Origin of the sequence: Pseudosulfitobacter sp. DSM 107133 (genome assembly GCF_022788695.1) — a bacterium.
Classification (GTDB): Bacteria; Pseudomonadota; Alphaproteobacteria; order Rhodobacterales; family Rhodobacteraceae; genus Pseudosulfitobacter.
Map to the genome: position 1 here is coordinate 495919 of NZ_CP085154.1, position 26274 is coordinate 522192.

Consider the following 26274-nt stretch of genomic DNA (forward strand, 5'->3'; position numbering starts at 1 on the left):
GCTTTAGGGTTTGAAACTGAAAGGGCCAGCGCGATGCGCTGGCCCTTTTTCCGTCTGGTGAGAGCGGGTGATTGGTTCCGGTTGGATGAGTTGGGAACCAGCCTTGCAACCCGTAGCTGCACGTCTTGCAAGGCGATAAAGGCCACATTGTATCGAGGGGGGGCAATGGACCTTCGGACCCGTTAACCGTGAGTGCCAGACGAATTCCTTTTGTCTACCATGCCGGCCTCGACCAGCAGGCCGGTCAGACGCTTGGCTGCTTCCAGTTCTTCCACGGTCGTGGCGTCGGTGATCTGGTCAACGCAATACTCTTCCAGCAGTTGACGCATCTGCGTTTCTTGGCTGACCGTGGCGGCCTTGGGCGTGCGGACGGTTGGCACATGGTCGTCGGACAGTTCAAAGGCACGTTGATCGGAAACGAAGATGTCTCCTTTGATCCCTGCAAAGGCACGGATCTTGCCGATACGTTCATCCGAACAGTCCAGCAGCGCGGCCATCGCCGAGACTTTGCCCATCGGCTTGGTCGAACCGACATAGCCGTATGGTGCGCAATCCGAACGTTTCAGCACCCGGTTCATCACCGGATCAATCACCGTGACAATGTCCGAGATACCCGAATTCTTCGCATATTCCAGCGAGGCGGCCATCAGTTCGCATGTCGCATAGCTGACGGAATTGCGCGAATTTCCGCGGTCAAGAATTTCGGTGTCGACGCAAAAGCGCGTTGATTCCCACAGCGTCGCGCTGCGCAGGGGCGGCTCGCCGTCCAGAATGTCGTGGAACACGTCGGACAGCATGTGCGGCCCTGTGGTTTGCAAGGCCCGAACACAGGACACAACATGCCCATCGTCGTTCAGCCCAATGACATAAGCCGGGTCAAGTCCGTCAAACTGGTCGATTTCCTTGCCGTCGGTGATGTTTACATCCCATCCCAGCCGCTGACCGAACACCCGTGCACGCAATGCAAACATTTCGTCCAGGAGTCGGCTGTAGCGATGCCGGTTAAGGCCGTCGATTACAATAATCATGATTTTCTCCGCTACCAAATCGTTAAGCAGATCATCATGTTTTTAAGGCTTGGCGGCTATAAGGGAAATCCCGTAGCGGGGGCTTAGCTGGGATGGACCATTCCCAGACCAATCGCGCGCCCGACGGCCTGCGGCGTGGTCAATGCGCCCAGTTTGGAACGGCTAGACCGCAAATGCACTTCGACGGTGCGGTTTGATATCGACAGAATGTCGGCAATGTCTTGCTGGCTTTTCCCTGCGGCAACCCACTGCAATATCTCAAGCTCGCGCGCGGAAAGGCTGGGATGGGTCAGCTTGCGGGTCAGCGCATGTGACTGAATGACGTTGTCATGCAGGTGAACAGCCGCAGTCTGTAATTCACCAAGGATCTTGGCCTTGAGCAGATCCCATTCCCGATCAGAACAGTTGCGTGTGACACTGAACAGCCCGACATCGCCATAAGGGCCGCGCACCGGCACTGTCAGGCCCTGTTCGGAAATCCCATGGTCACTCGCGGCGCGAAAGATGTCCTGGAACGTTCGTTCACCACGCAACCGCTGCCAGTCGACAGGGGCGATGCTGCGGCTGGCCAGCAGCAATGCAGGGTCGCGGTGTTGAAACCCTTCGTTGACATATTGTCGTTGCCATTCATCGGGATAGTTCACAAATCCGTGGACGGTTTGCGCGATCGGATCCATGCCGGCATAGGCCGCATAGTCCAGTTCGTGGGCATCGCAGACTGAATCGAGAAACGACCTTAAGTTGTTCCCGGGAAAGGGCAGATTGCTTAGATCTATGACAGACAAAGGCACCCTTTCTTGGCCTGCGTTAACAGAATGAGCATGAGCATTAATGTACGATAGTCTGCTTGCTGGGTGTCTAACGCAACAAGAAACAGCAAACTTGGCCGTTTCTGCCAGAACGCACCGTTTCCAATCTGGTAAACAGGGTCATTCCGGACAGTTTACAGCGGGCGCAAGATCGGGCGAACGACAGCCCCCAAAACAGGCACAGCGCTGGCGCAGGTTGATGTTTTCTGCATCAACACGGTTCAAGGTTGTTGCGGTTACAGGACGGTAACGACGGTTCCGATTGGTACGCGGGCATACAGGTCGATGACATGTTCGTTCAACATGCGGATACAGCCGTTGCTGACGGACTGTCCGATGGTTTCAGGTGCGGTTGTGCCGTGAATGCGGAAATAGGTGTCTTTGCCGTTCTGGAACAAATACAGCGCCCGCGCGCCAAGCGGGTTATCGGCGCCGCCCGGCTGGACATAGTCATTGTCCTTGAACCGGCCATAGGTCTTTGGGCTGCGCTCAATCATCTCGTCTGTGGGGCGCCAGGTGGGCCATTCCTTCTTGACGTCGATGGTGGCGGTGCCGGTAAATTCCAGCCCTGCGCGCCCCACGCCCACGCCATAGCGGATGGCGGTGCGCGGTTCGGTCACCCAATACAGGTAATAGCTGCGCGGCAGGATCAGAAGTTGACCGGGCAGGAATTCCTTTTTGATGTTCACGATTTGCGGCGTCGGATCGAACACGACCTGCTGTGCAATCGCCGGCACTGCAAGCTGGGCCGTGACCGGGGCGGCAAGGGCAGAGGCAATGAATGTACGGCGGCGCATGGCAGGCTCCTGAAATGTCACATAGAGAATTGTACCACTTTTGTCGGTTTTGGTACGGATTTCAAGAGGTCACGAGGGTGCTGGCATCTCTGGAACCATCGCAAGACGGCATTCGACCCTCGGTCAGGGGGTTGTCTCAATACCGATCCCGTATGTGGTCATTATAGAAAGACCCTTTTGAGTGCGCACTTAGAAAGGCATCATATACACCCCTCGGAACGTTGGGGTAATCATAACGACCACTGTCGTGGAACCAAATTGATAAGGTTCCGCCGCTCCAGTCGATTGCAGATATCGCAGACGAATTTACGTATGGCATGTCTTGCCTCGCGTTGTGTGAAAGTGAAATGGGCGGACCAGAAGCCCGCCCATTCATTTCATGCGTGTTGGATCAACTTCCACGTGACAGCTTGCCGGTTGTACGGTGGCATCACATTGCTTTTGGCGATTGGAGCCGTCGTCGTTGGCGTTGACATTGCTTGCCAAACACCACTTTCCGGGCAGCGCTCGCCTGTGCGGGCGGTTGTTCCAATTGGAGCTTTCTGCTTTGCAAATATATTCATCGATCAGACCTTTCGTCTGTTAAGGTTAACGATCGAGGAACGGATGCAAGAACACCACATTCGAGGCACCCGCCCTCCCGGTTATAACTGACGCAGTAGAAACGGCATGTCAATGGATATTGTGTGGGTTGGTTGTGCAACCCCAATATCCGGTGGGCGCCCATATATTCGAGTTTGGCTCCTACGTGGAAGTTATCCACAAAAAAACCTCCGCAGTTGCGGAGGCTTTTTCGTTCAAGTCACTGGGTGCCTCGAATGTGGTGTTCCCGATAATTGACTCAGAAATGTGAGCCTTACAAGAGTCTATTTTGCAACACATATGGACTTACCCACAACATATTGTGTTTTATCCCCAGGCTGGCACAACGGCGGGGTGGGAATTGCTTTTGCACCTTTCCGGAAAGTTATCCACAAGTTCTAGCCATTCTCCCTAGTAGTAAAGTCGTAGGAAAAATTTTTGAGTGGAAAACCAATTACTTTCTTTCTGAAGCTGCGATTGATCTTTACCAAGTACAGCCAAGCGCCTTCCCGGGACCCAAACGCAAACAAAAAAGGCCCTACATAAGCGTTGCACCCGTTGAGTTTTGCCACAGGCAAAAATTAACGGGAAAACTTCTTGTGCTTCAGGCGCTTGGGTTCCAGCGCGTCGGCACCGAGGCGGCGTTTCTTGTCTTCTTCGTAGTCTTCGAAGTTGCCCTCGAACCATTCCACGTGTGCCTCGCCTTCGAAGGCCAGGATGTGTGTGCAGATCCGGTCAAGGAAGAAACGGTCGTGCGAGATGACCGCGGCGCAGCCGCCGAAATCCACCAGCGCATCTTCGAGCGCGCGCAGGGTTTCGACGTCCAGGTCGTTGGTCGGTTCGTCGAGCAGCAGCACGTTGCCGCCCTCTTTCAGCAGGCGCGCCATGTGGACGCGGTTGCGTTCACCGCCCGAGAGCAGGCCGACTTTTTTCTGCTGGTCGCCGCCCTTGAAGTTGAACGACGAGCAATAGGCACGGCTGTTCACTTCGGCGTTGCCGAGCGAGATCAGTTCCGCCCCGCCCGAGATCGCCTGCCAGACGTTGTCGTCGGCGTTCAGGTCGTCGCGCGACTGGTCGACATAGGACAGCTCGACCGTGTCGCCGAATTCGATGGTGCCTTCGTCGGGCTTTTCCTGACCTGTCAGCATCTTGAACAGGGTGGATTTACCCGCGCCGTTGGGGCCGATCACGCCGACGATGCCGCCGGGGGGCAGGGAGAAGTCCAGCCCGTCGATCAGCTGCTTGTCACCCATGTGCTTTTTCAGGCCGCTGACCTCGATCACCTTGTTGCCCAGACGGGGGCCGTTGGGGATGACGATCTGGGCATAGGCCAGTTTTTCGCGCTCGGAGGTTTCCAGCAGGTCGTTGTAGGAGTTGATCCGTGCCTTGGACTTGGCCTGACGCGCCTTGGCGCCCTGCCGCATCCACTGCAATTCGCGTTCCAGCGTCTTTTGCTTGGATTTGTCTTCACGCGATTCCTGCTCAAGCCGTTTGGCTTTCTGTTCCAGCCATGCGGAATAGTTGCCCTCGTAGGGGACGCCGCGGCCACGGTCCAGTTCCAGGATCCAGCTGGTGATGTCGTCCAGAAAGTACCGGTCGTGGGTGACGATCAGGATCGTGCCCTTGTAGTTGATCAGGTGCTGTTGCAGCCAGGCGATGGTTTCCGCATCCAGGTGGTTGGTCGGTTCGTCCAGCAGCAGCATGTCGGGCGCTTCCAGCAACAGCTTGCACAGGGCCACGCGGCGGGCTTCACCGCCGGACAGGTCCTGAATGCGCGCATCATCGGCGGGGCACCGCAGCGCTTCCATCGACACGTCGATCTGGCTGTCCAGATCCCACAGGTTCTCGGCGTCGATCTGGTCTTGCAGCGCCGCCATTTCGTCGGCGGTCTCGTCCGAGTAGTTCATCGCCAGTTCGTTGTAGCGGTCCAGCTTGGCCTTTTTGCCGGCCACACCCAGCATGACGTTTTCACGCACGCTCAGGCTTTCGTCCAGCTTGGGTTCCTGCGGCAGGTAACCCACGCGCGCGCCTTCGGCGGCCCAGGCCTCGCCGGTGAAATCCTTGTCCATGCCGGCCATGATCTTCAGCAGGGTGGATTTACCCGCGCCGTTGACCCCGACAACGCCGATCTTGACGCCGGGAAGGAAGTTCAGGTGGATGTTTTCAAATGTCTTCTTGCCGCCCGGATAGGTCTTGGAGACCCCGGACATGTGGTAAACGTACTGATAGGCCGCCATGGGACCCTCCTTGCCGATGCGTGGAATTGTCTGGTGTCTTAGGCTGCGGCGCGCGACTTGGCAAACAGGTTTGATGTATGGGCGCGCAATCTAGTCGGTCTGCGGGGCCAGCCAGATTTCCAGCAGGTTGGGGCGCGCTATCAAGCCGGCCTGCGAAAAGTCGTTTACCAGCACATCCGCCCCGTCCAGCCGCGCCGACAGATCGCGGGCCAGCCAGCGGGCATTTTCTGCATAATCGGGGCTGTAGTACCGGATCTGTGTCATGGAAGGGCCGCGTGCCACCTCTTCGCCGCCCTGTGCGCCCCCTGCGATGTCCCAGCCGTTTTCGGCCAGATCAGCGGCGATTGCGCGCGATGTGGTGCGGGTTACGGGCGGGGTGAATTGCAGATGAACCAATGGCGGTGCCGATGCTGGCCCGCCAACAATGACAGGCTCGTCCGGGACAGTTGCGCCAGTGGTGTCGGTATCCTGAGGGGTCGGCAGGGCAGGGGTGTGGGATGGATCGGGCGCATTGGAGGATACGGAAAAGCTGTTGCCGTGTTGCCCGCTTTCAAAGCGCGCCTTGCAGACTGTCGGGGGTTCCTCAAGAATGGTGCGCCAACACGGCGGTGACGGTGTGCGTCCTGTCATTTGCAGGACGCTGTCAAAAGCACAGAACAGGATCAGCCCAAAGACCACCACGAACATCCAGCCCAGAACGGCTTTGGTCAGCGGATTGGACACGACAAAGGTCAGCACTGTCGCAATCAGACCAAACCCGAGAATATAGATCGCCAGCGTTATGACGTTCTGTCCGCCCCCCATCCAGCTGACAGCCACCGCACCGGCGGCGACCACGCCCAGCCCGGTCATGATCAGGATTGCACCGGCACGATTGATCTTGAGAAGCGATTGCAGGAAATCTATCGGGGCCATGAAACGTCCTTGGGTCGGGTCAATGGACGAAGGGTAAAGCCAAAGCCGCGCCAAGCGTTAATGGTTTTTGCGCCGTGCTGCGCGGGGGGCTGTGTATCTGGTGGTTGATTGACCCCGCACAGTCGGGCAACAAGCAATGATGAACAGCGCACACCCCTTTGCCAGACCGGGCCAGACCATCGGATTGTTGGGCGGATCATTCGATCCGGCCCACGCAGGACATGCGCATATCACCCGCGAGGCGCTGAAGCGGTTTGATCTGGATTGCGTGTGGTGGCTGGTCAGCCCGGGCAATCCGCTCAAGACCCAGGGGCCGGCCCCGCTGGACAAGCGCATGGCGCAGGCGCGGCGGGTCATGCAGCACCCGCGAGTGCGCGTAACCGACATCGAGGCGCAGCTGGGCACGCGCTATACGGCACAAACGCTCAAGGCGTTGCAGGCCCGCTATCGGGGGGTGCGTTTTGTCTGGCTGATGGGGGCGGACAATCTGGCGCAGTTCCATCTGTGGCAGGACTGGCAGTGGATCATGGCAAATGTTCCGGTTGGGGTGCTGGCCCGTCCGGGTGACCGGATTTCGGCACGGATGAGTCCGGCGGCGCGGTTGTTTGCGCCTTACCGGATTGCGGGACGGCATTCGCATCTGCTGGGGCGGGCGGATGCGCCTGCATGGTGTTTCGTCAATGTGCCCATGGTGGCGCAGTCCTCCAGCGCGATCCGCGCGGCGGGCGGCTGGTCATCTTCGTAGGCGGGCTGACGTCACGCCTGCGCCGACAATAAGCGCCAGCCCCAGCCATGTCAGCACATCGGGCAGGGCGCCGAATATTGCCCAGCCCAGACCAACAGCGGCCAGCAGTTGGAAATAGACCAGCGGCGCCAGTTGCGTGGCGGGGGCAATGCGGTTGGCATAAAGCAGAAGCAGGTTGCCCAAAAGCGACCCCGCCGCGCTGAGCACTGTCAGGCCCGCCACGGTGACGCTTGCGGGCGGCAAATTTGCCAGACCGAAGGGCAGCAACGCCAGTGCAGCAATCGCAAATTGGGTAAAGGCCAGTGCCACCGGAGCACCAAGGCCGGCCAACCAGCGCGATGCGGTCAGAAACACGCCATAGCAGGTGCCCGCCGCAACCGCCCAAAGCAGCCCCGCACCGCCGCCGAAACCGGGGCGCACCACGATCACGACGCCCGCAAACCCCAGCGCAATCAGCGCGACCCGCAGCCCCGTGACCCGCTCGCGCAGCACCAGCGCACCCAGGGCAAAGCTGATCAGCGGGCCAATGAAGAAGGCGGCAAAGACATCGGCCACGTCCTCGGTGCGCAGCGCCATCTGGATGCAGGTGATACCACCCGCCAGCACCAGGGCCCGCAGCCAGATGCGCCAGTTGCCCAGCAGCGCAAAGGCACTGCGTGGCACAAAGGGTGCGATCATCGCTGCGGCCAGAAAAAACCGCGAGGATGCGACCCACAAGGGCGATGCGCCATGGACGGAGGTCAGCAGTTTTCCTGCGCTGTCTCCCAATGGGATCAACGACATGGCGACAAACATGATCAGGGCAGCGCGTTGCATGGGCCGGCTGCTAACACGCGGGCGGGGCATTGGGAATGCACCACGTTTCTGTGATTGGAAACGCTTTGATTGCGGCTTGTCCATCGCTTTGCGCCAAGGCTATTCTGCGGCCCATGTCCTATCTGATTTCCAGACGTTTCTTTTTGTCCGCGAGCGCGGCAACCCTTGCCACAGGGGCGGTTGCCGATGCGCCCGACGGTTCGCTGCGCCCGCGCCTGCGGGGCAAGGGCTTTGCCAAAAAGGCAGTTGCCCAGCCCGAGGTCATTGTGGCCGACGCCAAACTGGGCGGGCAGGTGTGTTTTGCGGTGGCCGATGCCAAGACCGGCCTGCGGCTGGAGGCGATGAACCCGCAAACCGGCACGCCGCCGGCGAGCACGGCCAAAGCGATCACCGCGCTTTATGCGCTGGACGTGCTGGGGGGTGATCACCGGTTTGAAACGCAGGTTGTTGCGACGGGCACCGTGTCGGATGGTGTTGTTGCGGGCGATCTGGTGCTGCTGGGGGGCGGCGATCCCAGTCTGGACACAAACGGGCTGGCGACGCTGGCGGCCAACGTCAAGGCGGCGGGCATCCGCGAGGTGCGCGGCGATCTGGTGATCTATGACGGAGGGCTTGTGAATGTCTCCACGATTGATCCCGATCAACCGGCCCATGTCGGGTACAGCCCTGCTGTTTCGGGCATCGCGCTGAATTACAACCGGGTGCATTTCGAGTGGAAGCGCAGCGGCGGAAAATACGCCGTGACGATGGATGCGCGGTCTGATAAATACCGCCCCGCTGTGGCCGTCGCGCAGATGCGCATCGCAGACCGGTCGGCCCCGGTCTATACCTATGCGGAAAGCAAGGGGCGCGACGACTGGACCGTGGCCAAGGCCGCGCTGGGCTCTGGGGGCGCGCGTTGGCTGCCGGTGCGCAAGCCGGGGCTTTACGCAGGCGATGTGTTTCGCACCATGTTGCGGTCGCAAGGCATCGTGGTGCCTGCCGCCAAGGTGACTGGCATGCGTCCGTCGGGGCAGGTTGTGGCACGGCTGTTCAGCGATGATTTGCGCGTGCTGTTGAAGGACATGTTGAAATATTCCACCAACCTGACCGCCGAGATGGTCGGGCTGGCGGCCACCGTCAAGCGCGGCGTCACGCCGGTGACGCTAAGGGACTCGGCTGCGGCGATGAACGACTGGGCGCAGCAGGTTCTGGGCGTTCAAGGCATCGCATTGGTGGACCATTCGGGCCTGAGCGAGGACAGCCGGGTAACGGCTGACGGCATGGTCGGGGCCTTGGTCAAAGTTTACGCCAACAATGAATTGCGCCCGCTGTTAAAAGAAATTCCGCTGCGCGATGCCAAGGGGCGGCCAATAAAATCGGGGCCGATTTCGGTGCATGCCAAGACGGGCACGTTGAATTTTGTCTCGGGGTTGGCGGGCTATATGACGGCGCATGACGGAACGGTCATGGCGTTTTCGATCTATGCCGCAGATGAGCCGCGCCGCGCCAAGCTGACAAAGGCGCAGCGCGAGCGGCCCGAAGGGGCAAGGTGGTACAACGGGCGTGCCAAGAACATGCAGCAGGATCTGATCGAACGCTGGGGTGCGCTGTACGGAAGCTGATTTATAACGTCATGTGCCGCGCCCGTGCACCGCGTTCGATGGCTGCTGCATGCAGGCGGTCGAGGTTCAGCTCGTAGCGGATTTCCTCGAGCAGGCGCAGTTCGCCATCGCTGAGGTGTCCGTTCGAGGCCGCAACATCGCAGGCCAGAGCGTAGGAGGTTTCGAACAGACGCTCGGGCAATGCCTCGCGTACCAGACCAAAGAGCGCGTCCAGCCCGTCCTCTTCGTCGAACAGGTCCAACACGACCTGACTGACGGTCGACAGACGGTCAACGTCATAGTCGGCAAAGACGGGCAGGTTGTTGATGGCCGAGTTGATCTTGATCAGTTCGGCGGTATCCATTTTCGAATCCGATGCGGAAACGGCGATCATCACGGCGACCAGCGCGTCCTGTTCGGTCATTGAATGCTGGGTGTCTTGGGGCACGGGCACCGTCCTTTGGTCTGCGTGTTGCAGGTGCAGAATATTGACGCGCTTGCCTTTGCACAATAGGTAGCGGCGGGATTGCGCGGTTATGCGCGACCGATGTTAAGGATATATGACATGGCGAAAATGACGGAAGCTGGCATGACCAGCAAAGCGTGGCCTTTCGAAGAAGCGCGCCGCATCCTCAAACGCTATGAAAAGGCGCCGCCCGAAAAGGGATATGTGCTGTTTGAAACCGGCTATGGTCCCAGCGGCCTGCCGCATATCGGCACCTTTGGCGAGGTGGCGCGGACCACGATGATCCGCCGTGCCTTTCAGGAAATCAGCGACATCCCGACGCGGCTGATCTGTTTTTCGGACGATCTGGACGGGATGCGCAAGGTGCCGGGCAACGTGCCGAACCCTGATGCATTGCAGGAACATCTGCAAAAGCCGCTGACATCGGTGCCGGACCCCTTCGAGAAATTCGAAAGCTTTGGCCACCACAACAACGCGATGCTGCGCCGGTTTCTGGACACCTTCGGGTTTGAATACGAGTTCATCTCGGCCACGGAATTCTATGCCTCGGGCAAGTTCGACGAGGTGCTGTTGCGCGCCGCCGAGAAGTACGACGAGATCATGGCGGTGATGCTGAAAAGCCTGCGCGAAGAGCGTCAGCAGACCTATTCGATCTTCCTGCCGATCCACCCGGAAACGGGGCGGGTTCTGTATGTGCCGATGAAGAATGTGAACGCCGCCGAGGGCACGATTACTTTTGACGATCCTGAAACCGGCACCGAAATGACCCTGCCGCTGACCGGCGGCAATGTGAAGTTGCAGTGGAAGCCTGATTTTGGTGCGCGCTGGGCCGCTCTTGAAGTTGATTTCGAGATGTATGGCAAGGATCACAGCACCAACACGCCAATCTATGACAGCATCTGCCGCATTCTGGGGTGGAAAGCGCCCGAGCATTTCACTTACGAGCTGTTTCTGGACGAGAACGGTCAGAAGATTTCCAAATCTTCCGGCAACGGTGTCAGCATCGACGCATGGCTGACCTATGCCAGCGCCGAAAGTCTGTCGTATTTCATGTACCAAAAGCCGAAGACGGCCAAGCGGATGCATTTCGACGTGATCCCCAAGGCGGTGGATGAATACCACCAGCAATTGCGGGCCTATGTGGATCAGGACGACAAGGCGCGGCTGAACAACCCCGTGTGGCACATCCACGGCGGGGACGTGCCCGAGTCCAAGATGCTGGTGCCGTTCTCGATGCTGTTGAATCTGGCGTCGGTGTCGCAGGCCGAGGACAAGGACCAGCTGTGGGGCTTTATCCAGCGGTACGCGCCTGATGCGACGCCGCAAAGCAACCCGGATATGGATCAGGCCGCAGGCTTTGCCGTGCGCTATTTCAACGACTTCGTGAAACCCAAGCGCACCTTCCGCCTGCCCACCGACCTTGAGCGCGAGGCGCTGGAGGCGTTGCGGGACGAGTTGAAGGCCTATGATGGCGCGCTGGACGACGAGGCGCTGCAATCCATCGTTTATGCGGTAGGCCGTGACCGGTTCGACCCGCTGCGCGCGTGGTTCACGGCGCTGTACGAGGTGTTGCTGGGCGCAAGTCAGGGGCCGCGGTTTGGCGGGTTCATCGCGCTGTATGGTGTCGAAGAAACCGTGACGTTGATTGATCAGGCCCTGGCGGGCGCATTGGTCAAAGGCTGAGCATTGCAGAAATGCGGGCGGGGTCGATCCTGTCCGCATTTTGCCGTTTGAAAAATCTGCGCTACCTTACCTCGGGTGTTCATAATGAGGTAAGCCATGTTGAGATTTATTCTGTCTGCCCTGATTGCCCTGACCTTATCCCTGCCGGCAGCGGCACAAGACGCGGGGATCAAAGACACGATCAGCCGCCAGATCGAAGCCTTTCAGGCCGATGACTTTGATCAGGCGTTCGGGTTCGCCAGCCCGTCGCTGCAAAGCATGTTCCGGACGCCGGATAATTTCCGCCAGATGGTCACCCAAGGCTATCCGATGGTGTGGCGCCCCGCGCAGATTGAATATCTGGACCAGCGCACCGAGGATGGAACGGTGTTTCAAAAGGTCTTGATCACCGATCAAAAGGGCGGGGTGCATGTTCTGGATTACCGGATGCTGCAAACCGAAGACGGCTGGAAAATCAACGGTGTGACCCTGCTGGACAGCAGCGCGGTTGCCGTCTGAGCCAGCCCCCACCGTGACGGTGCTGTGAGGCACTGTTAATCCTGTGTTGATACATCCTGCTGCCGGAACGGGTGGCATCGCCCCTGTCAGGTCAACACCGGCGTTTGCATAGGGTCATTCGGGCCATGTGACGCGCTGCGGGAAAGGGTGATATTTATGAATAAGGCAATTACCGATGGCGTGCTGTTTATGCCGCCGCCGTTTGCAAACGGTCTGGATGTATATTCCAGCGGCGACGGCACGCCGGGGTCCGACACATATGCCGGTGCAGGCAATGCGGCTTTTGTTCCGGCCGATCAGGATTTTGCCGGCTGTCTTGAGATTCAGAAAAACACCTCGACGACCAAGCTGCGCTATATGGGCGAAACCCCGATGCTGCCGGGGTGCTATCTGCGCGTTACCGTGCGGGTCAAGGCGGTCAGTGGCAACCTGCCCTCGGTGCGGGTGGCGGGCTATGCGGCGGCGGCAGGCGGGGGCAATGTACCGGGGGTGGACCAGACCGGCGACAGCGTCGCGCTGACCACCTACGGCGAGGTTGTCGAGGTGAGCGCGATCATCGGCACCGGCGCGCGCACCGGCGTCGATATGGTCTGGGGCACGCAAGCGATCTATGGCCACTTCGGGCTGGACCTGACGGGGCCGAACGGTGGCGTGGTGCGCATTGATGACATCGTGATCGAGGATATTACGGCGGTCTTTCTGCGTGACATGCTGGCGCAGGTGGACGTGCGCGATTATGGCGCGATTGGCGATGGGACGACCGACGACAGCGCCGCCTTTGATGCGGCCAATGCCGCCGCCAACGGGCGTGAGGTTCTGGTGCCGGCAGGTGTCTACCGGCTGAACAGCGATGTGACCTTTGACACCCATGTGAAATTCGAAGGGTCGGTCAGCATGCCGGTCGAGGCGGTCCTGTTGCTGCGCCGTGATTTTCACCTGCCCGCCTATATCGACGCCTTCGAGGACGAAGAGGAAGCGTTCAAGAAGGCCTTTCAGGCGTTGCTGAACAACGCCGATCATGAATCGCTGGACATGGGCGGGCGCAAGGTGGCGGTGACGGCGCCGATCGACATGATTGCGACCGTGCCCAGCAAGACCAGCTATGCCACCCGCCGGATCATCCGCAATGGTCAGTTTGAAGCCTCTGGCACCGCGCCGTGGGCGACCGAAACCACCACCTCGCAGGCAACGTATAACCCTGCCAATGCCACCCGTCTGGACAATGTGGTCAACGTTGCCAACATCCAGGTTGGCAGTCTGGTCGAGGGCAATGGCGTGGGCCGCGAGGTGTATGTGCGTGCCAAGAACGTGGCCCAGCAAAGCATCACCCTGTCGAACCCGTTGTATGATGCGGACGGCACGCAAAACTTTACCTTCCGGCGGTTCAAATACCTGCTGGATTTCAGCGGCTTCTCCAGCCTTGCCAAATTCGGTCTGGATGGGATCGAATTCCAGTGCAACAACGTTTGCTCGGGCATTCTGCTGCCGGAATCAGGGCTGATCTTTACGGTTCAGGATTGTTTCATTTCGCGCCCCAAGGATCGCGGCATCACCTCGCATGCCAGCGGTTGTCAGGGCATGATCATCGACCGTTGCCAGTTCCTGTCTTCAGAGGACGGCGCCGATGTGGCCGACCGCGTGTCCATCGGGTTCAACACCAATGCGAACGACGTGAAAATCCGCAACAACCGCGCCACCAAGTTCCGTCATTGGGCGGTGATCGGCGGCGGGTCTTCGGTGATTATCGGGAACCATTTCTTTCAGGGTGACGGTGTCAACGGCGGCATCCGCAGCGCCGGCATCGTGATGGCGAAACCGCACAGCTCGGCGGTGATTTCGGCCAACTATATCGACAACTGCTTTATAGAATGGACCAACGAGCACGATCCGGCACCGGAGTTCAGTTCCGAATTCTCGTTCAGTGCGCTGTCGATTACCGGCAACACGTTCCTGTCGGGCAATGTGGCTCCCTGGTTCAGCTATATCGTCGTCAAACCCCATGGAGCGGGGCATTTTCTGTCGGGGGTTTCAATCACGGCCAACAAATTCCGCTCGATCAGTGGCAATATCGACAGGGTCGAACGTGTCGATACCTCGTTCGCAGATCTGGATCGCAGCCGGTTCAAGGATCTCGAATTTCACGGCAACTCGTTCCACAATGTCACCACGCCGGTGTCCAATCCCCTGCGCCTGCGTCACGGCGAGGCAAACACAGCGCAGACATGGGTGATCGACACCAATGGCGAACTGCCCTTTGAAGGGTGGGCCAAGCAGGTTGTCAGCATCGCCGCACATGGTCGGCTGCGCAACGACAACAACGTGACCCGGTTCGACATGCCCTATACCGATCCCGAACAGGGTCCGAACCGGGATCAGGTGCATCTGGGCTGGGACCAGCCGATGAAAGGAACGGTGAATCTGGCTGTGCGCATGGACAACTAAAAGTCCCGATCGCGCATCCAGGTACAAGGCCCGCGCCCCCTCCGGTGCGGGCCTTGTGACGTGCGCGGTCAGAATTCACGCCACAGGCCCAGCTTGATGCCATAGCGGGTTGTGTGGCTTCGGGCGGCCTCGACCCCGACCAGATAGCTGAATTTGCCGCGTTTCGGGGTGTAGATGTAAGAGGGTGAAAAAGTTGTGGAGGTATAGCCCAGACTGTCCGCGCTCCAGAACACCTGCACCATTGTCTTGCTGCGTTCGCTGAACGTCAGGCCCGCAACGGTGTCGATCTTTAACGTGCGCCGGGTGGTGGCAAAATCCCATCGCAGGGCTGTTTCGACCCCCAGCCATCCGTCGTATGCGCCCAGCTTGAACGGGCGGCCATAGCTTAGGCCCAGACCGGCCAAGGGCCGGGGGCTGGCCCCGTCGAACCTTGCGCCCATTGCCAGTTCATAGGCCCAAAGCGACTGTTTGCCTCCGAATGGCAGGGCACGGCGGGCAAATACGAAAGCGGTGCCAGACTGCCCGAGCCCGGACATGGTCATATCCAGGTTCAGCCCGACGGTGGTTTGCGCTGTCAGCCCGTATTCGAAATAGAAACTGCTTTTGGTTTCCATCTGGTCTGTCAGCATGGAGGAGGTGGCCGTGAATCCGCGCCCCTTGTCACGCAGCCATGCCCCCGCCCCTGCGGGCGCAGCGGCAAGACTGGCGCAAAAACAGATGGCGATCCACAGACGCATAACGGTCCTCTTACTGGACCATCAGAGTGGCGCGACGTGGTTAACAACAGGTTACGAGGGGCGCGTTCCGGTTAAGATCCTAGATCTGCGCCGCACGCCCGCGCGGCCCGGCAATCAGCCAGGCGATAAAGCCAAGCACCGGCAACAGCAGGATGACAATGGTCCAGATGACCTTGGAACCGGTGGATGCCGAGGAGGTGAGCGTTTGGTAAATCGCATAGATATCGGCGATCAGAACCAGCAAGCCGACGAATGAATAACCCATGATATAGTCCTTTCGATGAGCGGTGTGATTTCTGGTGACCCAACCGCCGAACCGTCCAGATGGTTCCCTTGGGGTCCAGACCCTAATCGCAGCAGCGGGGCGGCCATCTGTCTTGCGTGGACGCAGGGCGCCAGTGCAGTGGCGCACGTTGAGCGTGCCTTGACGCCGTGTTAGATCACGCCCATGAAACACCGGATCGACCCTTTGGCGCTGGATCAGCGCGACAGCCTTCCCGACAGCTTGCGCGTGCTGGCCGATGCCTATCCGCGCGGGCAGTGGGAAAAGCACGAGAACTTCAACCAGATGATCCAGTTCTGGATGCAGCGGCACATGATGTTCCGCCAGTTGGTGACGCTGTTGAACAAGGACGCCGAAAACCTGATGGACCGCAAGATCGGGTTCAACGATTACGCCCCGCGCCTGTCACACTATGCGGGGGCATTGCTGAACGAATTGCACGGGCACCACCACATTGAAGACGCCCATTACTTTCCGCAGCTGATCACGCTGGATCGCCGGATTGAAAAGGCCTTCGATCTGCTGGAAAGCGACCATCAGGCGATGGACGGGCTGCTGCACGGCATGGCAAACGGTGCCAACGCGGTGCTGCAAGGCGGAGAGATCGGCACGTTCCGCGACACGCTGACCGGCTTTGGCACGCTGCTGGAACGGCACCTGACCGACGAGGAAGACATCGTCGTGCCGGTGGTGCTGGAGACGGGGTTTCAGGGGTAGGGCGAAGGTCGTGCATTTTTGACCTGAACCGGTCCTTCGACGCAAAGTGTGCGATGGTCCGGTGTGCTGGACGCAGCCGACCTTCGCAAAGCCGCGCAGCGTCGGGCCGTGGTGCGGCGATCCGACCGTAGTGCTGGGCACTTTATGGCAGCCTAGCACATTCGAGCTACCTGTCAGGCACTACAGAAGCCAAATCGCCGTGCCGGCGGACGGCCCGTCATGTCGAAGACATGCCTGAGGCATGATGCGCGGCGGCCTGCGGCCTTGTCTCAGACTTTCCGTGGCTCTTCTGCGAAGGTGGAGCCGGTGCCAGCCACCTTTTGGATCGCAGGCACCGGCGACGGGTGGATCGTCTGCGGCCAGGTCTTCGAGGACCGTAATCAAGTGAGATCGCCCGTCGTCTTCGCATGAGGCCTGAACGGATACGCAGCAGCTCACAGGCTCTGCACGACAAGCAAAGGACATGACGAAGATGATCAACGATACCATCGGCATCGACATCTCGAAAGCGCATCTTGACGCGCACCGGCTCAGCACCGCAACCCACGCCCGGTTCGACAATACCGCGACAGGCCTGCGCGCCTTCGAGCGCTGGTTGGGGCAGACAACGCCGGAGCGCGTGGTCTTCGAGCCCACCGGCCCCTACCACCGACGCCTCGAGAGCCATTTCTCAGGCCGCCTGCCGCTCGTCAAGGTGAACCCGCTGCAGGCCCGCCGCTTCGCGCAGGCCCACGGCACACGCGCTAAGACCGACGCGGTCGATGCCCGCATGCTCGCGCTCATGGGGCGCGCGCTGGAGCTGGTTCCGGACCAGCCAACCGACCCCAAACAGCGTGAAATCAAGGAGTTGCATGTCGCCCGCACCGGGCTGGTGCGGGATCGTACCGCGCTGATGAACCGCCTTGGCACGCAACAGCTCGACGTGACCCGCCGCCTGACCCGGGCACGCCTGCGTCAGGTCAACCACCAGATCGACAGGCTTAACGCCGAAATCGAACGGCGAAACCGCGATTGCCCGGAACGCGCCAGGGCAATCGGCATTCTCACCTCGATCCCCGGGATCGGTGCCATCACCGCACGGGCGCTGCTCAGCGAATGCCCCGAGATCGGCACTCTGGGGTCAAAGCAGATCGCGGCGCTCGCAGGTCTCGCGCCGATCACGTGTCAGTCCGGTCAGTGGAGCGGAAAGGCCCACATCCAGGGCGGGCGCAGGCTCCTGCGCGAGAGCCTGTTCATGCCCGCCCTCGTCGCCATGAAGCGAAACCCCGATCTGAGCCAGAAATACGATGCCCTCAGAGCCGCCGGAAAACCCCACAAGGTCGCGCTCGCCGTCCTCATGCGAAAACTCCTGATCCTCGCAAACACTCTCATAAGCGAAAACAGAGAATGGACACCAAAACACCCTTGACCAAGACGGATACTTGATTCCGCGCAAAAAGGACAAGCGGAAAAGATTCGTTCCTGACTTCGCTGCATTTTCCATGAATGACGGTTTAGCTCAGGCTCATCCTCCCCGTTCGCATGGCCTGCGTCGATCTGACCGTCGGGTGGCATGGGGAAACAGCTACACCAGCTTTGAGTCAGCGACGGGACGCAAACGCCGGTTTTGCCTGGCCTCTGACAGCCCCTACCGCTTGCCCCCGTACCGCGATTTGCCACCGCGCATGCCGCCGCGCCCGCCGGTGCTGCGCCCTGATGCCTTGTGTGCATCGTCCACGGCCTTTTCCACCGCATATTGCCGCGCCATCGGGTCGTCGGCGACGGCCAGATCGACCGCTTCCAGCCGCTTGACCTCGTCGCGCAGCCGTGCGGCCTCTTCGAACTCCAGATTTTCGGCAGCCTTGCGCATATCGGAGCGCAGCCCTTCCAGAACCGCCTGAAGATTGCCGCCCGCTAGCGACTTGTCGATCTTGGCGGTGACGCGGGACTGATCCGTGTCGCCCTTGTACAGACCGGCCAGAATATCCTCGACGTTCTTCTTGACCGTCAGCGGCGTGATCCCGTGTTCCGCGTTATAGGCCAGCTGCTTGTTGCGGCGGCGTTCGGTTTCGCCCATGGCGCGTTCCATGCTGCCGGTGATGCGGTCGGCGTACATGATCACGCGCCCGTCGGCGTTGCGCGCCGCGCGGCCGATGGTCTGGATCAGCGAGGTTTCCGAGCGCAAGAAGCCCTCTTTGTCCGCGTCCAGAATGGCCACCAGCCCGCATTCGGGGATATCCAGACCTTCGCGCAGCAGGTTGATCCCGATCAGCACGTCAAAGGCGCCCAGCCGCAAATCACGCAGGATTTCGATGCGCTCGATGGTGTCGATGTCGCTGTGCATGTATCGCACGCGAATGCCCTGTTCGTGCATGTATTCGGTCAGGTCTTCGGCCATGCGCTTGGTCAGCGTGGTGCACAACGTGCGCATCCCGGCGGCAGCCACCTTGCGCACCTCGTCCAGCAGATCGTCAACCTGCATGTCCACGGGGCGGATCTCGATCATCGGATCGACAAGGCCGGTGGGGCGGATCACCTGTTCGGTGAACACACCGCCGGACTGCTCGATCTCCCAGTCCGCGGGGGTGGCGCTGACGAACACCGATTGCGGGCGCATGGCGTCCCATTCCTCGAACTTCAGCGGGCGGTTGTCCATGCACGACGGCAGGCGGAACCCGTGTTCGGCCAATGTGAACTTGCGGCGATAGTCGCCTTTGTACATGCCGCCGATCTGCGGCACGCTGACGTGGCTTTCGTCGGCAAAGACGATGGCATTGTCGGGGATGAATTCGAACAGGGTGGGGGGCGGCTCGCCCGGTGCGCGGCCCGTCAGATAACGCGAATAGTTCTCGATCCCGTTGCACACGCCGGTGGCTTCCAGCATTTCCAGATCAAAGTTGGTGCGCTGTTCCAGCCGCTGCGCTTCCAGCAGTTTGCCGTCGCCCACCAGTTGATCCAGCCGTGTGCGCAGCTCTTTCTTGATGCCGATAATCGCCTGCGACATCGCCGGTTTCGGGGTCACATAGTGGCTGTTGGCATAGACCCGGATCTGGTCCATCTTGTCGGTCTTTTCGCCGGTCAGCGGGTCGAATTCGGTAATGCTTTCCAGCTCTTCGCCAAAGAAGGACAGCCGCCATGCGCGGTCGTCAAGGTGGGCGGGGAAGATCTCCAGCGCATCGCCGCGCACGCGGAATGTGCCGCGGAAAAACGCCTGATCGTTGCGTTTGTATTGCTGGGCCACCAGATCGGCGATCACCTGACGCTGGTCGTACATCTGCCCGACCTTCAAATCCTGCGTCATCGCGCCATAGGTCTCGACCGAGCCGATGCCGTAGATACACGACACCGAGGCCACGATAATCACGTCATCGCGTTCCAGCAGCGCCCGCGTGGCCGAGTGGCGCATACGGTCGATCTGTTCGTTGATCTGGCTTTCTTTCTCGATATAGGTGTCGGACCGCGCCACATAGGCTTCGGGCTGGTAATAGTCGTAGAAGCTGACGAAATATTCCACCGCGTTGTCCGGGAAAAACCCCTTGAACTCGCCATATAGCTGCGCCGCCAGCGTCTTGTTCGGGGCAAGGATAATCGCCGGGCGCTGGGTTTCCTCGATCACGCGGGCCATGGTGAACGTCTTGCCGGTGCCGGTGGCCCCTAACAGCACCTGGTTGCGGTCACCGTCCAGCACACCCGCCGTCAGCTCTTTGATCGCCGTGGGCTGGTCGCCTGCGGCTTCGAATTCGGTTTTCAGCACAAACCGCTTGCCGCCTTCCAGCTTTTCACGGCTTTTGACGTCGGGCGCAGGGTTCGACAGCACCGGCGCGGATTGGTCGGAATGGGCGTAGGGCATGGCAGTCTCGCTTTCTGTTCCCAACTTGGCCCGTTTGACGCCGGACGCAAGGGGGGCAGGCGGCGATGCTGTCAGAAATTGTCAGTACCGGCGCACGCCCGAAGGAGGCATAAAGCGAGGACTGGCCCCTGTTGAACGTCAGATGACTTTGATCGTTGCGTCATCAACGGCCCCAAAGTCGCAAACCGGACATTCGTGCAGGATGCGGCGAAAGTCGGCAGTGAGCCCTGAATGATCTACCCACGCAGGGCAGTGCCTGACCGCGGGTGGGCATCACCACATGGGTGGATGCCCCTTAATTTCTATGCTTTGGCGTGGGGATGAAGAAACGCGATACGGTGAGAAAGCGCCCGCCCATGGGGCGGTCGGGCGCTGCCCGGCGGTGCTACGCACCTTGATTCCGGGCTTTGGTGGACGTCCGCTTCGTCCCGCTCACCGTACTTCGATGCACCATGCGGCGAAAGTCGGCAGCGAGCCCAACCTGAAAATTCGAGATTCTCGCTGCGTGCGCTCGCAGCACAAAAATTGCGGCGGGAGCGAAAAATTCGATGCCGCCTTGCAGCGGGCGATGCGGCCATTCATACAGGTCGCAGCATAGCTCAGAGGCCGAATTTACACATCGCCGGACTAACTGGGCCTTCGTTGCGTCTGCACCAGTGGCTGCTTCTGGTCCCCTCGTCATCACGGGGGAATGCAAAAAAGGATGCTAATCCTAGGGCGGAAGACTTGCAATTTTTCGGTGAATTCACGCCACGCAAATGTCCGGCCCAGCTGCCAGACACCGCATGCTGCCAAGGCGCTTGGTCTCATGTAGACAGCACTTCCGCCACTTTGACACCGGATACGCAGATTGCCGGTGTTGGCCCTGCAACGATCTCGACGCGTTTAATTTTCCGAAATCCGGAGGCCTGCATCAAGGATGCAATCTCATCGGCCATCGCCGCTGCCCCATTCGGGTCATCGTTATCCATCCGTGGTTGATAGGTCGTGAAGCACATCCCATTGTTGTCCAGCGCGTTGTGGACTGCGCGAAAGTAATCGGCTTTGTCGGGAATGAACTGGATGACGTTCAGGGAATAGATGCGGTCAAAGAACAGTGTCCAGCCGTCTAGCTTTTCTATGCCGCCCACCATCAGTGACACCTTCGGTGCCATACCTGCCTTGCTGACCCGGTTCCGGGCTTGCGCGATCATCACAGGTGAGTGGTCCAATCCGACGACGTTGCCATCGCTGACCTGTTCAACGCAGCCTTTCAGAGCCAGCCCCGGCCCGCACCCGACTTCCAGAACACGGCTGTCGGGCTGCAGCTTCATCAGTTCCACAGTTTTTTGGTTCCGGATTCGGTTCGAGGACCGGCGGGCCATGATATGACCCGCCAATTTCCCGACAAGTCCTGAAGGCTTGCCGAACTGCCGGACGATTGCCGTTTTGACTGACATTTTATCAGCGTTCCTTGAACCCACTGAACAAGCTTGGAAGGCCGGCCAGCGATCCGGCGGCGACCAACAGCAAAACCGCAGCGACCGCGTGGCGGAAGGTCATTTCCGGCAGGCCGAACAGGTCCACCGCAAGAGTGTTCCAGGACCAGAGGATCGCTACTCCACCAAGGATGATCGCGATCAATGACATCACGATGGTGTGCCCGTGACCTTTGTTTTCAAGTTCCATCAGTTGGGTCTCCTTTGTTAATGATGCATTCGAGTTCGAGATTCAGGCGCGCCAACACCTCAGCCGCCGCCGTGATGTCAGTCTGATCCAGCGCGTCCGTCAGTTTCCCCATCGGGGCCATTTCCCGCCGCCGGATCTCGGCAAAAGTCTCCGCGCCTTGTGTGGTCAGTAAGTAGAGGACCGAGCGCTTGTGCTCGGGGTTGTCCTGGCTTTGGACATGACCTTGATCCAGCAAGGCGTTGATCACCTTTTGGACATGCTGGCGGGAGGTGCCACGTTCCTGTGCCAGATCGGGGACGGTGCATGGACCCCTTTGCGACAGGCTTTCCATGATGGCGCGCATCGACGGGTTCACGTCGAGATCGGCCGCGAGGTTTTCGGCGAGGCTGCGTAACTGGTTGAAACAGGTGCGGACCTGACGGACCAGCTGCGTCATGGACTGGGCTTTGGTGGTCATGCGGCTTCCTTTTGTTTTGTTTCTGAATTTTTCTCGTTGGCCCGCTTCAGCCGTTTGATGCGGATCGGCGTGAAAGGCAGCGCAAGAAGCCAGATCAGCGAGTTTGCCCGCCTGTCCTGGACCTCTCGCAGCCCGATTTCCATTTCGGCCAGATCATTGGCATCCTTGGACCGGTGGGTGCGGAACAGGTGATCCCAAAACCACAATGTTAAGGACCGTCAGGCCGACATTTGCAGGCCAGCGACCAGCGCGTGCAGGGGATTTATGGCTGCGTTCAGCGCGCGTTTCCAGCAAGCCAAAGACAATCAATAGCCCAAAAAACACTGCGTAGGTGATGGGTTCGATCTGAGCTTTTAGAAAGGTGTCCAGGGTTTCCATTCCTGAGTCTCCAGTTTGACAACTATATTGTCATATAGTAACTTGACAACCATATTGTCAATAGGGGAGTCCTTATGTTCACGCAGACACATCTTCTGGTTGGTGCGGCATTGTTCGCCCGACCTGGAAACAGGGCGATTGCGCTGGCTGGGCTGACGGGTGCTTTGGTTCCGGATACGGACGTCTGGGCGATGTTCATTATCGAACGGATAGGCGGTGCGACGGGCTGTGAGGTGTTTCACTACCGCTATTGGGAGGAACCGTGGACGACCCTGCAAACGGTTCTCAACTCCATCCCCCTGTATGTGGGGCTATTGGCGCTCGCATTGATGGCGAGGTTGGCCGTACCACATTCACGCAAGCTGTTCTTCACGTTGGTTGCGACCTTCGCGCTTTCGTCACTTATCCATGTCACCACTGATTTAATGCTGCACCATGATGACGCCCGTAGCCAACTGTTGCCATTGTCGGACTGGGTTTTTCGGTCTCCGTTTTCTTATTGGGATCCGAACTACTACGGACAGGTGTTCGCAATATTTGAAATCGGGTTGGCGATAACGCTCTTCGTGATTGTCGGGCGGCGCTACGCCCGCAAGGCCATCTGGATCACCCTTTGCGTGCCCATGCTGGGATACACAGGATCAGTGGCCGCTTCCTTCATGGAGATGGCCGACCACGATCGAGGACCCGGATCATGCCAGATCATCGACGGTGATGCAGAAGCGATTGTTCGAAGCTGAGGTGAACGTCCCTTATCTAGGTCGTCAATTGGCTTGGCACCGAAAATGCACAAACCTGTCTGGCACCGTCGCATTCACGCAAGAGCGGCCATTTGATCACCACGCGGCATCCGCTCTCCTATTCTCTGTCCGGACGAATGCACCGGCAGAGAAACAGGGTCCCAACGACTTCGGACAACGGCCATTCGAACCGATGCTATGTTCTCACTTTCAGCGCTGTGCTGATGTTTGGGTCTGGAGGGAGCCTCGGGGGGCAGGTCTTTGCAGACGGGCAGGCGCTTGACTGACCCGGTCATGCCCGCGGGCTTGACGGGGCTGGAACGGGTATTTTGCGGCAGCGTGGCACTTGTGGCGGGCCGCGTCCGGGGGCTAGCAGGCTTTGGCTTTTCCGCACATGTCTCTAACCAAACCTGATTTCAGGCGCAGTTATCCTACTTATCTCGCCCCCGGTGTTCACGGCTTGATATATTGATCTGGGTGGGCGGGCGGCATCGTCAACGCTGCGGCAGACCCAGTTTCTGACCTCCATTGATTTCAACGACTGCGACAATGCACGATCTGTAATCGTTTGAAGGTTTCGCTTGATCTCGTTGAAGTGGCTTGGCGCGTGAAGCGATGTCAGCACCGGCAATGTCCATGACCGGCGCAGCAGATCCTGATCTTCATCACCCGAAACAGTCTGAATTTTGTTGGCGATTGCAGCTGCGGTCTTTCCGCGCGGCGTCAGTCGAAACTCGGGGCGCAGTGGGTGCCCGTGACCGGGGTTTCGTTCCAACAACCCGATCGCAATCAGATGATCCAGGCTCTGCGAGAAAGCGGTCCTGCTCGCTCCGGTCGCGGCCAGCAAGGGTGCCTGCCGTCCGGCAACGCCTTCGTGCAGGTTCGATAATATGGGCAACGCCCAGGCCCTTGATGTGATGTTGACAAACAATGCGATGTCCATAAAGTATAGTTAGTATACTTAGAATCAAAAGGGAAGACCATGTCGCTCATTTCATTGGACAACACAATCAACTTCGCGCTGTCTGTCAAAGACCGGCACGCAAGCGCGGCATGGTACGAAAGCATGCTGGGGTTCGAGACGATCTACCACGCAGACGACGCCGGGTGGTCGGAGCTTCAGACAAATACAGTCGGAGTGACAATTGGTCTGGGCGAGCACACCAAACCGGTTCCCGGAAATTGCGTACCCGTTTTCGGGATCGCCGATCTGGATGCCGCACGGCTGTTGCTGGAACAGGCCAACGTCAGATTTGACGGCGAAACCGATGTGGTCGAAGGCATGGTCAAGACTGCGACGTTCTATGACCCGGATGGCAACGCATTGATGCTCGCGGAAGACCTTACCGGGGGTGCTGAATGATGCGTTGGTTGACCGGGACCTCCGCGGCATGTCTCCTAGGGTCCAGACCCTAACAACTGGCATGGCCGCTGCCGAACCTTTTCAGGAAGTGACCGTCGGCGTGCCGGTATCGTCGATCTCCGACGCGGAAGCGTGGTATATCAATCTGCTGGGCACCGATGTCGAAATTCTAAGGCCCTTTCCCGGTGTTGTGGAATTCAAAGTCGCACCCGGAGTCTGGTTTCAGATTTTTGAGGCGGATGATCAGCAGGCTGACGGGGCGATTGTTCGTTTCCTTGTCGATGACATAGATGCAACTCAACGCGAAAGCGCCCAGGCTGGCATTGAGACAGGTGAGGCAATTCGGATTCCCAATGTGGTCACGTTTTCAGAGTTTGCCGATCCTGATGGAAACGCCCTTGGGGTTCTATGATCTGCCATAGGTGACACGATCCCGGGCTCGCAAAGCTGTCTTGGCGAGCCCGGCGAAGCGCCCGCGCATAAGCGTTTTGGATTAACCTCATCCAAAAACGCTGATGTATTCGCTGACACCAACGCCGAACCTGCGCTGAAACGCCCGACGCATGCGCTGCAGGTCTCCGAACCCGCTGTCAACGGCGACCTGTTTCGACGGCATATTTTCGGCCAACAGGCCACGTGCATGATCTACCCTTGTCCTTTCAACGAACTGCGCTGGCGTTTCGTTTAAGCTTCGCTTGAAATGGCGCGATAAGGTGCGCGCATTCATTCCGGCAGTATCTGCCATGGACTCCAGCGTCCAATCGAGATGCGGCAGGGTGACGATCTGTTCGATCAGTTTCGTCAGATTGTCGTCGCGGGTGAATTGCCCGGCGAGGTGAATGGCATATTGGCTTTGCCCGCCGGTACGACGCAGTTGAACGACAAGTTCACGCGCGACCGCAAGCGCCAACGCCGCGCCGCAATCGCGGCGAATAATGTCGAGAGCCAGATCAATCCCGGTCGTGACGCCGGCTGATGTGAATATCCTTCCATTCGAAACGCAGATGCGGTCCAGGTCCCAATGCACCTTGTCGTATTTCTGTGTGTCCTGGGATCGCGACCAATGGGTCGTTGCCGCGTGGCCATCCAGAACGCCCGCCGATGCCAGAACCAACGCTCCTGAACAGACGGATATCAGGCGGGCTTCGCCCTCATGGCTTGCACGTTGTTGGATCCCTTTCTTGACCGTCTGGTTTTCAACCAGGTCATCCACACCTTGCCCACCCGGGATCAACAGATCGGCCTCCGAGGCCGCATCCAGCGCCCCATCCGCAACCAGCGTCATGCCGCAACATGTCTGCACAGGGTTCCCATCCGGTGAGACGTATCTCATGCGGTATTTTCGCCGCCCGTTGAGCCGCGCCGTTTTGAATGCCTGCACCGGACCAGAAATATCCAGCATGTTCACGCCGTCAAACAGCAAAACGTCGATTTTACGAAATGTTATGGATGTGTCCATTTTTGATGCTCATTTGACATATAGGACAATCTACATCTCCAC

The 26274-nt window shown here is 59.2% G+C and carries 27 protein-coding genes; 10 read left to right on the forward strand and 17 right to left on the reverse strand.

What is annotated here, in order from left to right; all coding sequences use genetic code 11:
* Positions 1–182 precede the first annotated feature (182 nt).
* From DSM107133_RS02365 to DSM107133_RS02385, 5 genes are all read right to left on the reverse strand, one after another.
* Positions 183–1028, reverse strand: a complete 846-nt coding sequence (locus tag DSM107133_RS02365) for an acyl-homoserine-lactone synthase (RefSeq protein ID WP_114294429.1) — start codon at positions 1026–1028, stop codon at positions 183–185.
* 83 nt (positions 1029–1111) lie between these two features.
* Positions 1112–1819: an autoinducer binding domain-containing protein gene (locus DSM107133_RS02370; RefSeq protein ID WP_345889597.1), complete on the reverse strand. Its 708-nt coding sequence runs from the start codon at positions 1817–1819 to the stop codon at positions 1112–1114.
* A 254-nt stretch (positions 1820–2073) separates the two neighbouring features.
* Positions 2074–2634 carry a L,D-transpeptidase gene (locus tag DSM107133_RS02375; RefSeq protein WP_114294426.1) on the reverse strand — a complete coding sequence of 187 codons (561 nt, stop codon included), beginning with the start codon at positions 2632–2634 and terminating at the stop codon, positions 2074–2076.
* A 1163-nt stretch (positions 2635–3797) separates the two neighbouring features.
* Positions 3798–5453 (reverse strand): energy-dependent translational throttle protein EttA, encoded by a 1656-nt coding sequence (gene ettA, locus DSM107133_RS02380; RefSeq protein ID WP_114294421.1) that lies wholly within the window; start codon positions 5451–5453, stop codon positions 3798–3800.
* Between the two features lie 90 nt (positions 5454–5543).
* Entirely contained in the window at positions 5544–6368 is an 825-nt protein-coding gene (locus DSM107133_RS02385; RefSeq protein ID WP_114294419.1) for a hypothetical protein, read from the reverse strand.
* Positions 6369–6507: 139 nt separating this feature from the next.
* Between DSM107133_RS02385 and DSM107133_RS02390 the strand changes: the two genes are divergently transcribed.
* Positions 6508–7113 (forward strand): nicotinate-nucleotide adenylyltransferase, encoded by a 606-nt coding sequence (locus DSM107133_RS02390; protein ID WP_114294418.1) that lies wholly within the window; start codon positions 6508–6510, stop codon positions 7111–7113.
* On the opposite strand, the gene DSM107133_RS02395 is transcribed toward DSM107133_RS02390, so the two are convergent.
* On the reverse strand, positions 7102–7929 hold the full coding sequence (locus tag DSM107133_RS02395; protein WP_114294416.1) for a DMT family transporter: 828 nt from the start codon (positions 7927–7929) through the stop codon (positions 7102–7104). The two genes, DSM107133_RS02390 and DSM107133_RS02395, sit on opposite strands and share 12 nt — an antisense overlap.
* Positions 7930–8042: 113 nt before the next feature.
* Between DSM107133_RS02395 and dacB the strand changes: the two genes are divergently transcribed.
* The gene (gene dacB, locus DSM107133_RS02400; protein ID WP_114294415.1) at positions 8043–9533 is read left to right on the forward strand and encodes a D-alanyl-D-alanine carboxypeptidase/D-alanyl-D-alanine-endopeptidase; all 1491 of its coding nucleotides are present in this window, start codon (positions 8043–8045) and stop codon (positions 9531–9533) included.
* A 1-nt stretch (position 9534) separates the two neighbouring features.
* On the opposite strand, the gene DSM107133_RS02405 is transcribed toward dacB, so the two are convergent.
* On the reverse strand, positions 9535–9936 hold the full coding sequence (locus tag DSM107133_RS02405) for a tellurite resistance TerB family protein (protein WP_114294413.1): 402 nt from the start codon (positions 9934–9936) through the stop codon (positions 9535–9537).
* 141 nt (positions 9937–10077) lie between these two features.
* On the opposite strand from DSM107133_RS02405, the gene DSM107133_RS02410 reads away from it, so the two are divergent.
* The 3 genes from DSM107133_RS02410 to DSM107133_RS02420 all read left to right on the forward strand — a co-directional run bounded on the left by DSM107133_RS02410 (position 10078) and on the right by DSM107133_RS02420 (position 14601).
* Positions 10078–11661 carry a lysine--tRNA ligase gene (locus DSM107133_RS02410; RefSeq protein ID WP_114294411.1) on the forward strand — a complete coding sequence of 528 codons (1584 nt, stop codon included), beginning with the start codon at positions 10078–10080 and terminating at the stop codon, positions 11659–11661.
* Positions 11662–11757: 96 nt separating this feature from the next.
* Complete coding sequence (locus DSM107133_RS02415; protein ID WP_114294410.1) at positions 11758–12159, forward strand: DUF4864 domain-containing protein; 402 nt, start codon at positions 11758–11760, stop codon at positions 12157–12159.
* A gap of 156 nt (positions 12160–12315) precedes the next feature.
* A complete protein-coding gene (locus DSM107133_RS02420) occupies positions 12316–14601 on the forward strand; it encodes a glycosyl hydrolase family 28-related protein (RefSeq protein WP_114294408.1) in 2286 nt (761 codons plus the stop codon).
* Positions 14602–14669: 68 nt separating this feature from the next.
* Here the strand turns inward: DSM107133_RS02420 and DSM107133_RS02425 are convergent, their stop codons facing one another.
* Positions 14670–15338 (reverse strand): hypothetical protein, encoded by a 669-nt coding sequence (locus DSM107133_RS02425; RefSeq protein ID WP_114294406.1) that lies wholly within the window; start codon positions 15336–15338, stop codon positions 14670–14672.
* Between the two features lie 79 nt (positions 15339–15417).
* On the reverse strand, positions 15418–15603 hold the full coding sequence (locus DSM107133_RS02430; RefSeq protein WP_114294404.1) for a PLD nuclease N-terminal domain-containing protein: 186 nt from the start codon (positions 15601–15603) through the stop codon (positions 15418–15420).
* Positions 15604–15786: 183 nt separating this feature from the next.
* Between DSM107133_RS02430 and DSM107133_RS02435 the strand changes: the two genes are divergently transcribed.
* Both DSM107133_RS02435 and DSM107133_RS02440 read left to right on the forward strand, forming a co-directional pair.
* Positions 15787–16338: a hemerythrin domain-containing protein gene (locus DSM107133_RS02435; protein WP_114294402.1), complete on the forward strand. Its 552-nt coding sequence runs from the start codon at positions 15787–15789 to the stop codon at positions 16336–16338.
* A 463-nt stretch (positions 16339–16801) separates the two neighbouring features.
* Positions 16802–17746: an IS110 family transposase gene (locus DSM107133_RS02440; protein WP_114291353.1), complete on the forward strand. Its 945-nt coding sequence runs from the start codon at positions 16802–16804 to the stop codon at positions 17744–17746.
* 219 nt (positions 17747–17965) lie between these two features.
* Here the strand turns inward: DSM107133_RS02440 and uvrB are convergent, their stop codons facing one another.
* The 6 genes from uvrB to DSM107133_RS02470 form a co-directional block, all read right to left on the reverse strand.
* Entirely contained in the window at positions 17966–20167 is a 2202-nt protein-coding gene (gene uvrB / locus DSM107133_RS02445) for an excinuclease ABC subunit UvrB (protein WP_114292325.1), read from the reverse strand.
* A gap of 806 nt (positions 20168–20973) precedes the next feature.
* The gene (locus DSM107133_RS02450) at positions 20974–21606 is read right to left on the reverse strand and encodes a class I SAM-dependent methyltransferase (RefSeq protein WP_114292326.1); all 633 of its coding nucleotides are present in this window, start codon (positions 21604–21606) and stop codon (positions 20974–20976) included.
* Positions 21607–21610: 4 nt separating this feature from the next.
* The gene (locus DSM107133_RS02455) at positions 21611–21835 is read right to left on the reverse strand and encodes a hypothetical protein (protein ID WP_114292327.1); all 225 of its coding nucleotides are present in this window, start codon (positions 21833–21835) and stop codon (positions 21611–21613) included.
* The gene (locus DSM107133_RS02460; protein WP_114292328.1) at positions 21825–22292 is read right to left on the reverse strand and encodes a MarR family transcriptional regulator; all 468 of its coding nucleotides are present in this window, start codon (positions 22290–22292) and stop codon (positions 21825–21827) included. Before DSM107133_RS02460 ends, DSM107133_RS02455 begins: the two co-directional genes overlap by 11 nt.
* A complete protein-coding gene (locus tag DSM107133_RS02465; protein WP_162791967.1) occupies positions 22289–22435 on the reverse strand; it encodes a hypothetical protein in 147 nt (48 codons plus the stop codon). The genes DSM107133_RS02460 and DSM107133_RS02465 overlap by 4 nt, the downstream gene beginning before the upstream one ends.
* A gap of 10 nt (positions 22436–22445) precedes the next feature.
* On the reverse strand, positions 22446–22670 hold the full coding sequence (locus DSM107133_RS02470; protein ID WP_162791968.1) for a hypothetical protein: 225 nt from the start codon (positions 22668–22670) through the stop codon (positions 22446–22448).
* Positions 22671–22744: 74 nt separating this feature from the next.
* Between DSM107133_RS02470 and DSM107133_RS02475 the strand changes: the two genes are divergently transcribed.
* The gene (locus DSM107133_RS02475) at positions 22745–23410 is read left to right on the forward strand and encodes a hypothetical protein (protein WP_114292330.1); all 666 of its coding nucleotides are present in this window, start codon (positions 22745–22747) and stop codon (positions 23408–23410) included.
* A 400-nt stretch (positions 23411–23810) separates the two neighbouring features.
* On the opposite strand, the gene DSM107133_RS02480 is transcribed toward DSM107133_RS02475, so the two are convergent.
* The gene (locus DSM107133_RS02480) at positions 23811–24353 is read right to left on the reverse strand and encodes a winged helix-turn-helix transcriptional regulator (RefSeq protein WP_114292331.1); all 543 of its coding nucleotides are present in this window, start codon (positions 24351–24353) and stop codon (positions 23811–23813) included.
* Positions 24354–24392: 39 nt separating this feature from the next.
* On the opposite strand from DSM107133_RS02480, the gene DSM107133_RS02485 reads away from it, so the two are divergent.
* Positions 24393–24773 carry a VOC family protein gene (locus DSM107133_RS02485; protein WP_114292332.1) on the forward strand — a complete coding sequence of 127 codons (381 nt, stop codon included), beginning with the start codon at positions 24393–24395 and terminating at the stop codon, positions 24771–24773.
* A gap of 61 nt (positions 24774–24834) precedes the next feature.
* Positions 24835–25185 (forward strand): VOC family protein, encoded by a 351-nt coding sequence (locus tag DSM107133_RS02490; RefSeq protein WP_240310430.1) that lies wholly within the window; start codon positions 24835–24837, stop codon positions 25183–25185.
* A gap of 87 nt (positions 25186–25272) precedes the next feature.
* Here DSM107133_RS02490 and DSM107133_RS02495 read toward each other — a convergent pair whose 3' ends face one another.
* Positions 25273–26232 carry a DJ-1/PfpI family protein gene (locus DSM107133_RS02495; protein ID WP_114292334.1) on the reverse strand — a complete coding sequence of 320 codons (960 nt, stop codon included), beginning with the start codon at positions 26230–26232 and terminating at the stop codon, positions 25273–25275.
* Positions 26233–26274: the final 42 nt, after the last annotated feature.

What these genes read in the sequence shown, in the direction of transcription:
- dacB (WP_114294415.1), top strand. Translation starts at nt 8,043, where the DNA reads ATGTCCTATCTGATTTCCAGACGTTTCTTTTTGTCCGCGAGCGCGGCA.
- DSM107133_RS02440 (WP_114291353.1), top strand. Translation starts at nt 16,802, where the DNA reads ATGACGAAGATGATCAACGATACCATCGGCATCGACATCTCGAAAGCG.
- DSM107133_RS02430 (WP_114294404.1), bottom strand. Translation starts at nt 15,603, where the DNA reads ATGGGTTATTCATTCGTCGGCTTGCTGGTTCTGATCGCCGATATCTAT.
- DSM107133_RS02470 (WP_162791968.1), bottom strand. Translation starts at nt 22,670, where the DNA reads ATGGAAACCCTGGACACCTTTCTAAAAGCTCAGATCGAACCCATCACC.
- DSM107133_RS02415 (WP_114294410.1), top strand. Translation starts at nt 11,758, where the DNA reads ATGTTGAGATTTATTCTGTCTGCCCTGATTGCCCTGACCTTATCCCTG.
- DSM107133_RS02495 (WP_114292334.1), bottom strand. Translation starts at nt 26,232, where the DNA reads ATGGACACATCCATAACATTTCGTAAAATCGACGTTTTGCTGTTTGAC.
- DSM107133_RS02375 (WP_114294426.1), bottom strand. Translation starts at nt 2,634, where the DNA reads ATGCGCCGCCGTACATTCATTGCCTCTGCCCTTGCCGCCCCGGTCACG.
- DSM107133_RS02455 (WP_114292327.1), bottom strand. Translation starts at nt 21,835, where the DNA reads ATGGAACTTGAAAACAAAGGTCACGGGCACACCATCGTGATGTCATTG.
- DSM107133_RS02485 (WP_114292332.1), top strand. Translation starts at nt 24,393, where the DNA reads ATGTCGCTCATTTCATTGGACAACACAATCAACTTCGCGCTGTCTGTC.
- DSM107133_RS02420 (WP_114294408.1), top strand. Translation starts at nt 12,316, where the DNA reads ATGAATAAGGCAATTACCGATGGCGTGCTGTTTATGCCGCCGCCGTTT.
- DSM107133_RS02395 (WP_114294416.1), bottom strand. Translation starts at nt 7,929, where the DNA reads ATGCAACGCGCTGCCCTGATCATGTTTGTCGCCATGTCGTTGATCCCA.
- DSM107133_RS02490 (WP_240310430.1), top strand. Translation starts at nt 24,835, where the DNA reads ATGGCCGCTGCCGAACCTTTTCAGGAAGTGACCGTCGGCGTGCCGGTA.
- DSM107133_RS02465 (WP_162791967.1), bottom strand. Translation starts at nt 22,435, where the DNA reads ATGGAAATCGGGCTGCGAGAGGTCCAGGACAGGCGGGCAAACTCGCTG.
- DSM107133_RS02365 (WP_114294429.1), bottom strand. Translation starts at nt 1,028, where the DNA reads ATGATTATTGTAATCGACGGCCTTAACCGGCATCGCTACAGCCGACTC.
- DSM107133_RS02460 (WP_114292328.1), bottom strand. Translation starts at nt 22,292, where the DNA reads ATGACCACCAAAGCCCAGTCCATGACGCAGCTGGTCCGTCAGGTCCGC.
- DSM107133_RS02480 (WP_114292331.1), bottom strand. Translation starts at nt 24,353, where the DNA reads ATGGACATCGCATTGTTTGTCAACATCACATCAAGGGCCTGGGCGTTG.
- DSM107133_RS02475 (WP_114292330.1), top strand. Translation starts at nt 22,745, where the DNA reads ATGTTCACGCAGACACATCTTCTGGTTGGTGCGGCATTGTTCGCCCGA.
- uvrB (WP_114292325.1), bottom strand. Translation starts at nt 20,167, where the DNA reads ATGCCCTACGCCCATTCCGACCAATCCGCGCCGGTGCTGTCGAACCCT.
- DSM107133_RS02410 (WP_114294411.1), top strand. Translation starts at nt 10,078, where the DNA reads ATGGCGAAAATGACGGAAGCTGGCATGACCAGCAAAGCGTGGCCTTTC.
- DSM107133_RS02385 (WP_114294419.1), bottom strand. Translation starts at nt 6,368, where the DNA reads ATGGCCCCGATAGATTTCCTGCAATCGCTTCTCAAGATCAATCGTGCC.
- DSM107133_RS02425 (WP_114294406.1), bottom strand. Translation starts at nt 15,338, where the DNA reads ATGCGTCTGTGGATCGCCATCTGTTTTTGCGCCAGTCTTGCCGCTGCG.
- DSM107133_RS02435 (WP_114294402.1), top strand. Translation starts at nt 15,787, where the DNA reads ATGAAACACCGGATCGACCCTTTGGCGCTGGATCAGCGCGACAGCCTT.
- DSM107133_RS02450 (WP_114292326.1), bottom strand. Translation starts at nt 21,606, where the DNA reads ATGTCAGTCAAAACGGCAATCGTCCGGCAGTTCGGCAAGCCTTCAGGA.
- DSM107133_RS02405 (WP_114294413.1), bottom strand. Translation starts at nt 9,936, where the DNA reads ATGACCGAACAGGACGCGCTGGTCGCCGTGATGATCGCCGTTTCCGCA.
- ettA (WP_114294421.1), bottom strand. Translation starts at nt 5,453, where the DNA reads ATGGCGGCCTATCAGTACGTTTACCACATGTCCGGGGTCTCCAAGACC.
- DSM107133_RS02390 (WP_114294418.1), top strand. Translation starts at nt 6,508, where the DNA reads ATGAACAGCGCACACCCCTTTGCCAGACCGGGCCAGACCATCGGATTG.